Raw genomic sequence first — 14,452 nt, forward strand, 5'->3', positions numbered from 1 at the left:
ATGAAAATTTATAACTATCTTTTTTTTAAAGGGTATCAGATGGCAGTGAGATCAGGAAATTTTGATGATCTGCCAGTATTAGGAGCAATTCTTTTTGTGGGCTTCGGTTTAATGTTAAACTTTTTTTCTATTATGTTTTTCTTAACTGGTATAGATCTGCTACAAGTGTCTTTTGATACAAAATACAGATTTATATTTTCGTTAGGGCTAGTACTTGTTCTCCTTGCATATTACTTGTACAAAGACAGATACAAAGCGATACTAAGTAAGTACGAGAAAAGGGAACAACTTCAAAAAAAAGGCATACATCCTATTATTGTATTTGTTCTATATTATAGCATTAGTGCAGGACTGTTGCTACTTGCAGGAATATTTAAGAATGGTGACTGGATATTTTCGAAATAACGCACGGCAACAGAGGGTATTCCGGTCGAATTGATGGAAAGGGTACCCTAGAATGATCGAAGTATTAATATTGGTTATAGTTTACTTATAAGATCCCCCTAGGTTGATATAAATATTTTAAAAAACTCAAAAATATTTACAAAAATGAGCACCCTTGATTATGGAGAGAGAACTTGTAGTTTTTTAACTATCCACTTTACTGAATCTCATTTTTGTTGCTCACACATGAATGCCTAAAGTGAGGAGCTATTAGCTTCTGCGAATCGTTGAAGCTATAAGAAGGGGGCTTGTTAGCTACTGTATGACGGTAAACTCCATGTGTAATCTTCCCTAAAAACAGCTACAGAAATAAATATAGAATAATATGGAAAACTTTCAGCGCTAAACCAGCGCCAGTTTTCCACATTACAACAAGACAGTAATAGCTATAGTAAGTGGAATTCTTTAGTTTTGAACGTAGCTAGTTATGGGAAGATTACGCATGCAAAAGCTAACATCACAGGTGCGCTTGAGGAAATTCATTATATATCATGAACATATCGTAATTAACATAAGAATAATTACAAGCTTGGTTTACTAAAACGGTCGTTTTTCTGGAATTTCAGGTTCAAAACTTTTAAGACTTGAAGTTAACTGCTCCGTATCGTAAATCCTCATCAGCCTTTTTTCGGTATTAATCTTACTTTTGACCTGTTAAGATTATGCGCAAATTCGTACTGCTGTTGATTTCTGTATTTCTATTATTTGGTTGTGGTCAGAAATCAAATGTGCATACGACTTTCTATTTCTGGAAGACCAATTATAAGCAGGACAATAAAGCGGATCATTACCTGCAGCGTTTTAAATCAGGATCAATCTATGTGCGCATTATGGATGTGGATTTCAACCCCGATTTGCAACAGGCTGCGCCGGTTTCCCCAATAAAGTTTTCAGACGCACTCCCTGAACAGCTGGAGATCATACCCGTAGTTTATATTCTCAACAATGTTTTCAAACATCTTGATACTACTCAAAATACTGCTTTGGCAGATCGAATCGCTACCTTTGTGGATGCAAAGGTAAAGCAAGCCGGCAAGCGCGACTTTACAACGTTGCAGATAGATTGCGACTGGACTAAGTCAACCAAGGTCAACTACTTCGATTTCCTCGAGCGCTTAAAAGTTCACCGGGTAATGAAAGGCAAACAGCTCTCTGTAACCCTGCGAATGCACCAGGTTAAAAATATTGTATCAAGTGGAATACCGCCGGTGGAACGGGCGATGCTGATGTGTTACAACATGGGCAACCTCCGTAAATTCGGACCGCAAAACTCTATTCTGGATCAGCAGGAAATGACCAGCTATCTTCAGGATCACCTCAAAAATTACCCCTTAAAACTTGATGTGGCGCTACCTGTTTTTGAATGGGCTGTTGTATTTAGAAAGGGGCGGTATGCTGGTATATCAAAACGCATCCAAAAGGCCCAACTTGATGATGGAACCCTTTTTAAACGCGACCCAAATTCAAGCTTATATGAGTTGCTGGTGGATTATCCGGCAGCAGGACTAAAACATGGAGATGTGGTTCGCTGGGAAAGCGTAAATGCAGCAGATTTGCTGCTCGCCGCTGAATTCTTAGGCAAGCATTTAAAATCTGAAGACCGAGACCTGGTGTTCTACCATCTTGATTCCAACCTTTTAAAAAACTTTACTGATGAAGACCTTCAAAAAGTTATCGCTGCGCTTTAGCGTATTCCTGTTTACTTTCTTCGGCGAAATTGCAGTGGATGTCGCCTGTGGGCCGGAAGTGGATCCTTATGACTATTACGTTTCCTACTTCCACAATAACGTGCAGGGCGATGAATATACACCTTTCGCCTATAATCAGATGACTTACCTCAATAGCGAGGAGGATGTGGCAAGTGAGCCGGCCATAAACAGCAGCGAATGGGCAAAATATCTGCATGTGAAAGCTGATGATGTTTACAAGATCATGTATGCCGCAGATAGCACGGTGAGTTCCATGATGACGAATTATAACGGGAAGATGAAGACATTACCGGACAGTCTTCGGGCGAACAGCTTTCTGCAAGGCTTATCGAAAAATAAAAAGGCACTTCAATATTTCAAGTTCGCCAAGCGCTGTGAACCTTTCGCCAATGTTGGTTATGATCCATGGGATCCGGAACCCCGCGACAGTACTGCTATGGGGCTGCTTGGCAATGAAGCCCTAAAGTTTATCAAAGGCACCCGTGATCAATTTATAAAACTGCGTTATGCTTATCAGGCAGCGCGAATGTTCCACTACGCCGGCATGTATGAAGAGAGCAAGCAGGTCTATGCGCAATACATTGTAAACAGCAAAAGTAAGAGTGCAGCCAAAGGCTGGGGATTGGCACTATATGCTGGCGCTACCCGGAGGTTGGGTGACCCGGAGGCATCTGCGTATCTATTTTCGAAAGTCTTTGCCAGCAATCCCGAACGAAGGGTACAAGCCTACAAAAACTATTACTACAACAGTACGCCGGCAGCTGGTGCTTTGAAATATGCCCAAACTAATGAAGAGCGTGCAAACATCTGGGCAATCAATGGTTTTGGTAATCCGGATTTTGATCTGGAGAGTCTGAACAAAGTTTACGAATATGATCCCGGCAGTCCGCTCAATGGCGCTTTGCTGATCCGCGAAGTAAACAAGCTGGAACAGGCGCTGATTGAAGGCAGCGATCTCGCCCGGATTTCATACAATTACTATTTCGCTGCTGAAAACAAGACTTACAAAGACAGCGTTCAAGCTGTAAACCTGAAACAGCTTGTTGATGTTCGTGATTTCGCCATAAAATTGGCTACAGCGCGCAAGTATCCTCAACCGGAGTTGGGTACGTTAACCGCTGCATATCTCTCCTGGATTGCCAATGATGATGTGCTCGCACAAAAATACCTCGACATGCTCCATCCGGCACAGCTTTCTGAACGGCTCCGTGATCGGTACCGTATCACGCATTTGCTGCTTAAAGCTAAAAACATCAGCAAAGGCGAGGCATTTGATGAAAATGAGCTGCTGCCCCCGCTAAAATGGCTGGATGATAAACGTGCAGGTGCAGATGCACGTTATGGCAGAACCACCCGGAATTTCTACCAGCAAATTCTGGCACCCGCTTATTTGAAATTGGGCGATACGGCGAAAGCTGCCTTGGCCATGAGTAAAGCTGATCCGGGTAGCTACGAAGCCATTTCTTTCCTGCAACAGTATATGCGGCCCACCAGTATGCAAGCTTTGTTGAAATATAAAGCGCAGGCTAATGGTGGAGACATGACCGCCCAACTTGCGCAATCGTTTACTTGGTTTAGTGACGATGATTTTTATGAACTCTACGGCACAACTTTCCTGCGCACACATCAATATGATGAGGCGGTAGCCATGTTTTCAAAACTTTCTGCAGGCTACAAGTTCTTCATGCCGGAAAACTGGTACAACGGCGATGCTGATCCCAAGCTGTACGCCAACCCCTTCCTGGAGACCATAAATGATTTCCCCAAGAAGTATGTGTCGGAAAAAGGGTCTTACACCAAAAAGACCTTTGCGGCGGAAATGGCGCGCCTGCAGAAGTTAACCGTGCTTGATAAAAAGAATGCTGCCCTTTACTATTATAAGATGGCTAACGCGGTATACCAGACCGGCTATTTTGGTAACAGCTGGTATTTGATCAGCTACGCCTGGTCATCCTATGATAATGGTATGGCGGAAAAGTATTTCTATGATGGCGATTACAAAGCGGCTCGAACAGCCAAAATGTGGTATCTAAAAGCTAGGGCCTTAAGCAGCGATCCAAACTTCAAAGCGAAGTGTACCTTCATGCTCGCAAAATGTGAGCAGAAAGCGATAATTCTGAACCCAAAATGGAATGCCTTTGCCTACTGGAATTTTGATGAATCCAAACACAAAAGCTTTCTGGAGGCGAACTATAACAATGCTTATTTTAAAGAATTGAAAGCTAAATATGGCAAAACGCCATTCTACCAGATTGCGGCCGGTGAATGCAGCTACCTTAGCGACTTCATCAATAGGAAATAGGCCGCTACAGATCTGTATTGTTAAGGATGTTCTGCAGTTCCTTTAGCTCTAAAACCTTTTCTGTAGCGCCAAGATTCTCATAGGAGGAGATCAGGTTTCTGATGATTCTCCGGATGATCTCAACGTTACTACATGGCGTATAAAAACCGGGTAGGGGCTCAAGCTGCAGCTGACGCAGAAACTGATCCACATCGTGTTTTCCGAAAATCGCCCCTTTATTAAAAGCGTTGATGTAAAAGAGCACGCCAAATTCATGATCCTCACGTTTGCCTTCATCCAGGTAGCCCAGGATAAAGTGCTGCGGCAGGTTTACACCATAAATTGGGATGTCTAATTTCTGCGCCAGGGTAGAATAGATGATCGCAAGAGAGATTTGATTTCCACGTTTGCTTTCCAGGACCTGATTGATGTAAGAGTTCTGTGGATCGGTATGGTTGGTGGTGTTTCCACGGAAGCCATATACATTGTAAAATATGTGGTTGATCAGCTTTACCTTTTCAATGGAGCTCATCTCGTACTGAAGGTTCAGCCAGATTTCCCTTTTGATCTCTTCGATCTGGTTGATCATCTTCTGCTCATCCAAATCCGGATATTGATAGCGATTCACGATCAGCGCACCTTTGAGTAAATCAAAAGCGCCACTCTGATACCAGAGGTTGAGGTCTTCCTTAACGGTGTTGAATTGAATCTGGTGAACGACATTCTCGATGCGCTGCTGCAGCACGGCATCAGGGGCAGTTTCCCATACATTCTCCAGATACTCGATCACATCATTGCCTTGTTCAACAAGTCGCTTTTCTACATGCTCGAATATCTCGGGATCGGGATCGTCGAGCAGCTTCACTAAGGCGTAAATTTCTGTGCTGTTATTCATACTATACTATTTGAATTGTTTGCCCTACTTTTGCAGCTATGGCATTTACTTTCATTAAGGATTATTTGTTGCATCGTCTGACTGCCAAAACCAGACATGGTACACATTCACCCTTTGTATATAAACTTGCTGATGAAGTTATTTATAATAAACGTCAGTTCGCTCAATATAATATCATAGAAGCACAACGTAAAAAACTGCTACAGGATGATACCATGATCCAGGTAACTGACTTAGGTGCCGGATCTCATTTGAACAAGGATCGGACCAAGAAAGTTAAGGAAATTGCTAAAAATGCGCTCAAAAGTCCTGCACTGGCGCAACTGATCCATCGCCTGGCAAAGTTCAGCAATCCGAAGTCCGTAATTGAACTGGGGACCTGCCTGGGTATTACCTCGGCATACCTGTCGACTGCTGCGCCCGAGGCTTCAGTAATCACCATTGAAGGTTGCCCGCAGACGGCTGCGGTTGCGAAACAGAACTTTGAAGATTTAAAGTTGAACAACATCAGACTTGAGGTTGGCAACTTCGACCACATCCTGCCGGGCATCCTTGCCGAACAGCAGCAGCTCGACTTTGTGTACATCGACGGGAATCACCGGAAGGATGCGACCTTGAATTATTTCAACTGGTGTTTACCGAAGGTTCATGAGAATACCATGTTGATTTTTGACGACATCTACTGGAGCGCCGGCATGAAGGAAGCCTGGGCAGCCATCAAAGCACACCCCCAGGTTACTGTTACCATCGATTTATTCTGGATTGGTCTCGTGTTTTTCAAGAAAGGGCAGGCCCGGGAAGATTTCAAATTGAAAGTCTAAGTATAAATTATTGAAAAGCAGGTATATGCCTGCTTCGACTATTAAATATTATTTACCTACTTTTGCGGTTTAATAAAAACACCAATAATGAGCACAAGTAGAGGACCTGTATCACAATTTTTAGAAACGAATTATCTTCATTTTAATGCTGCCGCTTTGATGGACGCTGCTAAAGGATATGAGCAGCACCTGGAAGAAGGTGGAAAGATGATGATCACCCTTGCGGGTGCAATGAGTACTGCTGAATTGGGTATTTCACTAGCTGAAATGATCCGTCAGGATAAAGTAGCCATCATTTCCTGTACCGGTGCAAACCTGGAAGAGGACATCATGAACCTGGTTGCGCATTCACACTATAAAAGAGTTCCAAATTATAGAGACCTTAGTCCGCAGGACGAATGGGATTTGTTGGAAAACCATTATAACCGGGTTACCGATACCTGTATTCCGGAAGAGGAAGCTTTCCGCAGGTTGCAGAAACACATCCACAAAATCTGGAAAGATGCGGATAATGCCGGCGAGCGTTATTTCCCACATGAGTATATGTACAAAATGTTGCTAAGCGGCGATTTGGAACAATACTATGAAATTGATCCTAAAAATTCATGGATGCTTGCAGCAGCAGAAAAGAACCTGCCAATCGTAGTACCAGGATGGGAAGATTCAACCATGGGTAACATCTTTGCTTCTTACGTGATGAAAGGCGAATTAAAAGCCAGCACCATGAAAAGCGGTATTGAGTACATGGGATGGCTTGCAGACTGGTATATCAACAACAGTGCAGGTAAAGGCATTGGATTTTTCCAGATTGGTGGCGGTATCGCGGGCGACTTCCCGATTTGCGTTGTACCAATGTTATATCAGGATATGGAAATGCCTAATATTCCATTCTGGAGTTACTTCTGTCAGATCTCTGATTCGACAACTTCTTACGGTTCTTACTCCGGAGCAGTACCGAATGAAAAGATCACCTGGGGTAAATTAGATGTGAATACACCTAAATTTATTGTAGAGTCTGATGCCACGATTGTGGTACCATTGATTTTTGCATGGATACTAAAAAAGTAACTTAAAATACCAAAATCTATGACCTGGTTTTCAGGTTATACGGAAATCAGCAAGATGAAAAAATTGCTGATTTTCGCGCTTAAAGGGCATTTTAAGGCATAGTTTAGAATGATTATAAATTGAAAATGCTGTCATTAATTTGTCATTGGTATACTAATAAACTTTACTTTTGTTCACGTTTTGATAGTTAGGCATTCGATTAAATATCAAGATCAATCATACAGTTTTAATTAAAAGCATTAAAATACTCATTATGAGGAATATCTCATTGATCATTAGAAGAGTTTGGAAGTCCGCATTCATGTTTACGGCTCTATCTGTTTTAATAGTTTCTGGTTCAAAAGCACAAGATGTTACAGAGGGAAGGACAATCTTTAAGGAGCGTTGTACTTCATGTCACGCCTTAGACCGTGATTTAGTTGGTCCTGCGTTACAGCCAATCGTAGGTTCAAAAGACGAAGCGTTTTTAATTAAATGGATTAACAATGCTCCGGCATTGATCGCGTCTGGAGACAAAGAAGCTATTGAGGCTTCGAAGTGGAATCCAAATGCGGAGATGACGGCGTTCCCAACTTTAACTGAAGTGCAGATCAAAAGCATCCTTGCTTATGTAAAAGCAGGTGAGCCTAAGAAAGCAGGAGAACCTGAAGGTGGTGCTGTACAACAGGAAGTTTCAAGCTTCTCTATTGCAGGGGTTATCGCCGTGATTCTGATCTCTATCATTGTATTGGTGGTGTTAGGCCGCGCAATTCAGATGTTGGAGCGCTTAATCTTAACAAAACAAGGTGTTGTTCTTGTTGAGAAAGAGAAACTGCCACTGATGGCTGGTATCGGTCAGTTGTTCAAGAACAAGAAGTTCATCTTCTTCTTCATTCTGTGTATGGTGGCTGTGCTAAGTACATTCGGATGGATGGGCATGTGGAATACCGGTGTTCACACGGGTTACCAGCCGGTTCAGCCAATCAAGTTCTCGCACGAGTTACACGCAGGTGTTAACCAGATAGACTGTCAGTACTGTCACTCTGGTGCATTCAAATCTAAGAACGCAACCATTCCATCGTTAAACGTTTGTATGAACTGTCACAAGGCTGTTCAAGGCAGGGATAACAATGATGGAAACATTTCTCCTGAAATCCAGAAGATTTACAATGCATTGGGTTACGATGCAGATAAAATGTCGTACGACAAATCTAAAGAGAAACCAGTTGAGTGGGTTCGTGTTCACAACCTTCCTGACTTCGCTTACTTTAACCACTCACAACACGTAGTTGTTGGAGAGCAGGCTATCCGTAAGGAAAAAGGTCTTCAGCCAAATGAGCCGGTATGTTTTGCATGTCACGGTCCGGTTGATACCATGGAAGAAATTTATCAATACTCACCTTTGACGATGAAATGGTGTATTAACTGCCACAGGGAAGCTGAATTGGACGTTAAGGACAATGGCTACTATACTAAAATTATAGAAGCACACGAGAAAATCAAAAAAGGTGAAAAAATTACCCCAGCATCACTTGGTGGTCTGGAGTGTGGTAAATGTCATTATTAATAGAGTTTAGTTAAGAACGTTCGATTAACAGTAATATAGCTTAAATGGAAAGCAATAAAAAATACTGGAAAGGCTTAGAGGAGTTTAAAAGCACTCCCGAATTTGTTGAAAACAACAAAAACGAATTTGCTGAGCCCCTTCCAATAGAAGATGTTTTAAATGAAGCAGGATTAAGTACGGTAACTCCGCGCCGCGACTTTTTAAAGGCGCTTGGCTTTGGTCTTGGTGCTGTAACGCTTGCTGCTTGTCAGCCTGCGCCTGTACATAAGTCTATCCCGTACCTGGTAAAGCCGGAAGATGTAATTCCTGGTATACCTAACTATTATGTATCAAGTTTTAACGGACAGAGTGTATTGGTGAAAACCAGAGAAGGTCGTCCGATTAAGATTGAACCAAACCCGAATGCTGGTGTTTACAGCCAGGGTACCAATCCACAGGCACAAGCTTCTGTGTTGGATTTATATGACATCTCTAAATTAAAAGCACCAGTACTTAAGAATCAGGAAACAACCTGGTCTAAAGTAGATGAGTACGTTAAGTCAGAGCTTGCAAAGGTTCAGGCTTCTGGCAAAAAGATCCGCATTGTTTCTTCGAGCGTAAACAGCCCATCAACATTAAGTGTGATTGCGGATTTCATTAAAGTATATCCAGCTGCTGCACACATCCAATATGATCCGGTTTCTTATACAGGTATCATTAAGGCTAATGAGAATAGCTTCGGTAAAGCTGTTCTTCCAAAATACAACTTTGATAAAGCAGACCTGATTGTAAGTTTCGGTGCCGATTTCCTTGGTACCTGGATCAGCGGTGAAGAATTTACTTCACAGTATGTTTCCAACAGAAACAATACAAGTCTTGCAAAAGGCAAAATGTCCCGCCACATTCAGTTTGAGGCAGGCATGAGCTTAACAGGTACCAACGCAGATACACGTCTTCCAATTAAATTATCGGAAGAAGGTCCTGCATTGATCACCTTATACAACGCCATTACCGGTGGCAACCTTGCTGGTGGTGTATTGCCAAACAATACTGCTGCTGAAAAAGCAATCAAACTTGCTGGTAAAGAACTTGCACAAATGAAAGGCCGCGGTCTTGTTGTTTGCGGTTCTAATGATGTTTCTACTCAAATTCTGGTAAATGCCATCAACTCCGCAATGGGCAGTTATGGTACAACCATCGATTTAGATACCCCTTGCAGACGTTATGCAGGTAACGATGCTGCTTACGCAGAATTTGTTAATGAAGTGAACAGAGGTGAAGTTGGTGCCGTATTCGTATTGAATGCTAACCCTGCTTACGATTCTTTCAATGCTAAAGCTTTTGCTGACGGCATGAAGAAAGTGCCTTTGAAAGTTTCTTTCGCAGACAGAGCGGATGAGACTGCTGCTTTCTGTGATGTCATCGCTATTAACCAAAACTACCTGGAGTCATGGGGTGATGCAAGCGTTTACGAAGGATACTATACCATCGTACAACCGACCATCAATCCAATCTTCAACTCAAGACAGGCGGAGCAGAGCTTATTGATCTGGTCTAACAATCCTGTTGTTGAATACTACCAGTATGTTCGTAACAACTGGGAGAAAAATGTATTACCATTGTTCGGCAAGAGCTGGAATGATGTTTTACAATCAGGTGTTGTGTTTGCAACCACGCCAAAGGCTGCCGGATCATATACGTTTAGCTTATCGCTTGCATCTGTAGCACCTTCGGTGTTGAACAGCAGCAAAGCACTTGCAAAAGACATCGAATTGCACGTTTACGAAAACAATGCAATTGGTGATGGCCGTTATGCAAACAACGCATACCTGCAAGAGTTACCTGATTCTGTAACTAAAGTAACCTGGGATAACTACATCGCATTAGCGCCTAAATTTGCTGAAAAGTTAGGTTACAATGAGTTTGACGTGGTTACGGTTAAAGCTGCAAACGGTTACACTGTTGAGCTTCCAATTTTAATTCAACCTGGTCAGGCGATCGGTACTGCTTCTATTGCATTAGGTTACGGTAGATCTAAAGCAGGTGCTGCTGGTAACGCTGTAGGTCAGAATGCATATCCTTTCCTTGCTTTCAATAACGGTACACGCCAATATGCTTCTAATATAACGATCGAAAAAACCGGTCGCAGACATGAGCTTGCGCAAACCCAAACCCACCACTCTTTCGAGGGTCGTAACATCATCCGCGAAGCAACCTTCCAGGAGTTTGTTAAGAACCCTGCTGCAGGATCTGGTAATCATGGTGAGAAGCACAAGACTTACGACATGTGGGATACGTTTGAGAAACCTGGACACAACTGGGTTATGGCAATCGACCTGAATGCTTGTACTGGATGTGGATCTTGTATTGTTGCCTGTAACGTAGAAAACAACATTCCTGTTGTTGGTCGTGACGAGGTGAGAAGACGCAGAGAGATGCACTGGATCCGTATCGACCGTTACTACACCATCAATGATGGCGACAACAAAGTAACCAAGGAAGATGAAGTTGAATCCCTTGACAATCTGGATAACGTATCTGTTGTTCACCAGGTGATGTTATGTCAGCACTGTGAGCACGCACCATGTGAGACGGTTTGTCCGGTACTTGCTACGGTACACTCCTCAGATGGTTTGAACCACATGGCTTATAACCGTTGTGTTGGTACACGTTACTGCGCGAACAACTGTCCGTATAAAGTACGTCGTTTCAACTGGTTTAACTACTGGAATGACTCCCGTTTCGATAATTATCTGAACAATGAGTTTACGCAATTGGTTCTGAATCCAGATGTAACTGCTCGTTCAAGAGGTGTTATGGAGAAATGTTCAATGTGTATCCAGAGAATTCAAACTGGTAGGTTGGAAGCGAAACTTGAAAAACGTGCACTAAGAGATGGCGACATCAAAATGGCATGTCAACAAGCTTGTCCGGCAAACGCAATCGTTTTCGGTGACGGTAACGATCCAGAATCTGAAGTTTCAAAAGCATTACGCAGCGAGCGTGTTTACTATGTGCTTGAAGAGATCAACACGCAGCCTGGAGTAGGATACATGACAAAAATTAGAAATACAGGTACAACAATACAAGCGTAAGCTGCTATTAAAGAAAATAAATTATGTCAGGACATAAGGAATCAATATTAAGAGAGCCATTAATCACCGGTAATGATATCACGTTTGCGAAGATCACAGACGATATCTTATCACCGGTAGAGAACAAGCCAAACAAGGCATGGTGGATAGGGTTTATCGTTTCAGCATTAGGTGCTTGTTTATGGCTGTTTGCTGTAAGCTACACTTTCTGGAATGGTATCGGATCTTGGGGTCTGAACAAAACAGTAGGATGGGCATGGGACATCACCGGTTTCGTATGGTGGGTTGGTATCGGTCACGCGGGTACACTAATCTCTGCGGTACTATTGCTGTTCCGCCAGAATTGGAGGAACTCCATTAACCGTTCTGCAGAGGCGATGACGATCTTCGCGGTTATCTGTGCGGCGACTTACGTTGTATCACACATGGGTAGACCATGGTTAGCATACTGGGTACTTCCATTACCGAATCAGTTTGGTTCACTATGGGTAAACTTTAACTCACCACTGGTTTGGGATATGTTTGCGATCTCGACTTACTTCTCTGTATCATTATTATTCTGGTACACTGGTTTACTTCCGGATATCGCGACCATCCGTGACCGTGCGGTAGGTTTCAGACGCAGAATTTACTCTGTACTTTCTTTCGGATGGACTGGTAACGTAAAAACCTGGCAACGTTTTGAGGCGGTTTCGCTAATCCTTGCCGGTATCGCTACACCACTTGTACTTTCGGTACACACAATTGTATCCATGGACTTTGCAACATCCGTAATTCCAGGATGGCACACCACGATCTTCCCTCCATACTTCGTAGCAGGAGCGATCTTCTCTGGTTTTGCAATGGTACAGACGTTATTGCTGATCACCCGTAAAGTATTAGGACTTGAGAACTACATCACCATGTTCCACATTGAGTCGATGAACAAGATTATCCTTGTTACAGGTTCGATTGTAGGTGTTGCATACTTGACGGAGTTCTTCATCGCTTACTACTCTCAGGTAGAATACGAACAGTATACTTTCATGACCAGGTTTACCGGTCCTTACTGGTGGGCAGCATGTATGATGTATGGTTGTAACATCCTGATGACGCAGTTAATGTGGTTCAAAAAGGTTAGAACAAACATTCCATTGTCATGGGTACTTTCAATCATCGTTAACATCGGTATGTGGTTCGAGCGTTTCGTAATTATCGTAATCTCTCTACACCGTGACTACCTTCCATCAAGCTGGGCGATGTTCTACCCAACATGGGTTGACGTAGCGGTATTCGTTGGATCGATTGGATTGTTCTTCACTTTGTTCTTGTTGTTCTTACGTGTTATGCCTTCTATAGCAATGGCAGAGGTGAAACTATTGCTGAAAACAGCAAGTGAGCAATCTAAAATGGAGCAGATTAAGGAAGGTCATGTGAGCAAGGAGTATGTTGCGGAGTACGTAGACTCTTTAGAGAAGTTTGATAGTGTTAAACAGGAACAATACGCAAAATTATAACAATGGGTAATATCAAATATATATTAGGCAGTTTTGGTGATCCGGACGAGATGATGCATGGCATTGAGAAGTTGCAGGAGAACAACATAAAGATACATGATGTGTATACGCCTATGCCGATTCACGGTATCGAAGCTAAACTTGGTGTGAAAAGATCAAGGTTGGATATCGCTGCATTCTTCTTCGGAATTACGGGAACAATCACGATGCTGTCTTTTGTTTATTACGCAGCAGCAGTAGACTGGCCAATAAATATCGGAGGTAAGCCACACTTTGCATTACCGGATTTTATTCCAATTACTTTCGAGTTGACCATCTTGTTTTGTGCATTTGGTTTGGTTGGATCTTACTATGCATCCTCACACATGTTCCCGGGCAGAGCACCAAGGGTAATGGACTTAAGAGCGACAGATGATCGTTTCGTCATTGCGATTGATGCTGCACAAAATCCGGAACACAGTAAAATAGATAATTTATTAAAAGAAGCAGGCGCTTTAGAGATAAAATATAACGAAAGAAAGTATGTTAGCTATGAATAAAAATAAGATAGTTTACGCCGCGTTTTTTGCCCTAGCTTTTGTTGCATCACTTTCTTCATGTGATAACAAGCGAAGCACCGGATTGGAGTACGCGAGAAACATGTATGATCCGCTGGCTCCTGACTATGATAAGCCAAACAAGAACTTTGCGAATGGTATGACGGCGCAAACGCCACCTCCAAATACGGAACCTATCGGGTTTGTGAGATACGAATACGCAAATACCAAAGAAGGATACGAAGCGGCAGGCCGTGAACTTGTAAATCCTTTAGAGGCAAATGATAAGAACCTTTTGTCTGGTAAAAAATACTACACCGTTTTCTGTGGCCCTTGCCATGGCGAGGAAGGTGATGGAAAAGGTCACCTGGTGAAGATTGAGAAGTATAGTGGTGTGCCTTCATACCACGGTGATGCTGCATCTTCAAGAGGTGGACTGATGAAAGACCTACCTGCAGGTAAAATCTACCATACCATTATGTATGGTTTAAATAACATGGGTTCACATGCTTCGCAACTTACGCCTGAAGAGCGTTGGAGAGTGGTAATGTGGGTTCAGAGATTACAACAAAAATAAATAAT

At 42.6% G+C, this 14,452-nt stretch carries 11 protein-coding genes; 10 read left to right on the forward strand and 1 reads right to left on the reverse strand.

Annotated features, from left to right (window positions below; translation table 11 throughout):
• The 3 genes from bfi1 (at window position 1) to IEW69_RS14200 (ending at window position 4,455) form a co-directional block, all read left to right on the forward strand.
• The gene (gene bfi1, locus IEW69_RS14190; RefSeq protein ID WP_188627538.1) at window positions 1-405 is read left to right on the forward strand and encodes a Bfi1 family immunity protein; all 405 of its coding nucleotides are present in this window, start codon (window positions 1-3) and stop codon (window positions 403-405) included.
• A 701-nt stretch (window positions 406-1,106) separates the two neighbouring features.
• Window positions 1,107-2,132 (forward strand): hypothetical protein, encoded by a 1,026-nt coding sequence (locus IEW69_RS14195; RefSeq protein ID WP_188627539.1) that lies wholly within the window; start codon window positions 1,107-1,109, stop codon window positions 2,130-2,132.
• Window positions 2,098-4,455, forward strand: coding sequence for a hypothetical protein (locus IEW69_RS14200; protein ID WP_188627540.1), 2,358 nt, complete (start codon window positions 2,098-2,100; stop codon window positions 4,453-4,455). The genes IEW69_RS14195 and IEW69_RS14200 overlap by 35 nt, the downstream gene beginning before the upstream one ends.
• Window positions 4,456-4,459: 4 nt before the next feature.
• Here the strand turns inward: IEW69_RS14200 and IEW69_RS14205 are convergent, their stop codons facing one another.
• Window positions 4,460-5,329 (reverse strand): transglutaminase-like domain-containing protein, encoded by an 870-nt coding sequence (locus tag IEW69_RS14205; protein WP_188627541.1) that lies wholly within the window; start codon window positions 5,327-5,329, stop codon window positions 4,460-4,462.
• A 38-nt stretch (window positions 5,330-5,367) separates the two neighbouring features.
• Here IEW69_RS14205 and IEW69_RS14210 point away from each other — a divergent pair, with 38 nt between their 5' ends.
• From IEW69_RS14210 to IEW69_RS14240, 7 genes are all read left to right on the forward strand, one after another.
• Window positions 5,368-6,150 carry an O-methyltransferase gene (locus IEW69_RS14210; protein WP_188627542.1) on the forward strand — a complete coding sequence of 261 codons (783 nt, stop codon included), beginning with the start codon at window positions 5,368-5,370 and terminating at the stop codon, window positions 6,148-6,150.
• Window positions 6,151-6,237: 87 nt separating this feature from the next.
• The gene (locus IEW69_RS14215) at window positions 6,238-7,218 is read left to right on the forward strand and encodes a deoxyhypusine synthase family protein (RefSeq protein ID WP_188627543.1); all 981 of its coding nucleotides are present in this window, start codon (window positions 6,238-6,240) and stop codon (window positions 7,216-7,218) included.
• Between the two features lie 253 nt (window positions 7,219-7,471).
• Entirely contained in the window at window positions 7,472-8,764 is a 1,293-nt protein-coding gene (locus tag IEW69_RS14220; RefSeq protein ID WP_188627544.1) for a c-type cytochrome, read from the forward strand.
• A 44-nt stretch (window positions 8,765-8,808) separates the two neighbouring features.
• Window positions 8,809-11,838: a TAT-variant-translocated molybdopterin oxidoreductase gene (locus IEW69_RS14225; RefSeq protein ID WP_188627545.1), complete on the forward strand. Its 3,030-nt coding sequence runs from the start codon at window positions 8,809-8,811 to the stop codon at window positions 11,836-11,838.
• A gap of 23 nt (window positions 11,839-11,861) precedes the next feature.
• A complete protein-coding gene (gene nrfD, locus IEW69_RS14230; protein WP_188627546.1) occupies window positions 11,862-13,334 on the forward strand; it encodes an NrfD/PsrC family molybdoenzyme membrane anchor subunit in 1,473 nt (490 codons plus the stop codon).
• Between the two features lie 2 nt (window positions 13,335-13,336).
• Window positions 13,337-13,873: a DUF3341 domain-containing protein gene (locus IEW69_RS14235; RefSeq protein WP_188627547.1), complete on the forward strand. Its 537-nt coding sequence runs from the start codon at window positions 13,337-13,339 to the stop codon at window positions 13,871-13,873.
• The gene (locus tag IEW69_RS14240) at window positions 13,866-14,447 is read left to right on the forward strand and encodes a c-type cytochrome (RefSeq protein WP_308420593.1); all 582 of its coding nucleotides are present in this window, start codon (window positions 13,866-13,868) and stop codon (window positions 14,445-14,447) included. The genes IEW69_RS14235 and IEW69_RS14240 overlap by 8 nt, the downstream gene beginning before the upstream one ends.
• Window positions 14,448-14,452: the final 5 nt, after the last annotated feature.

The organism is Pedobacter quisquiliarum (assembly GCF_014642175.1).
GTDB lineage: Bacteria > Bacteroidota > Bacteroidia > Sphingobacteriales > Sphingobacteriaceae > Pedobacter > Pedobacter quisquiliarum.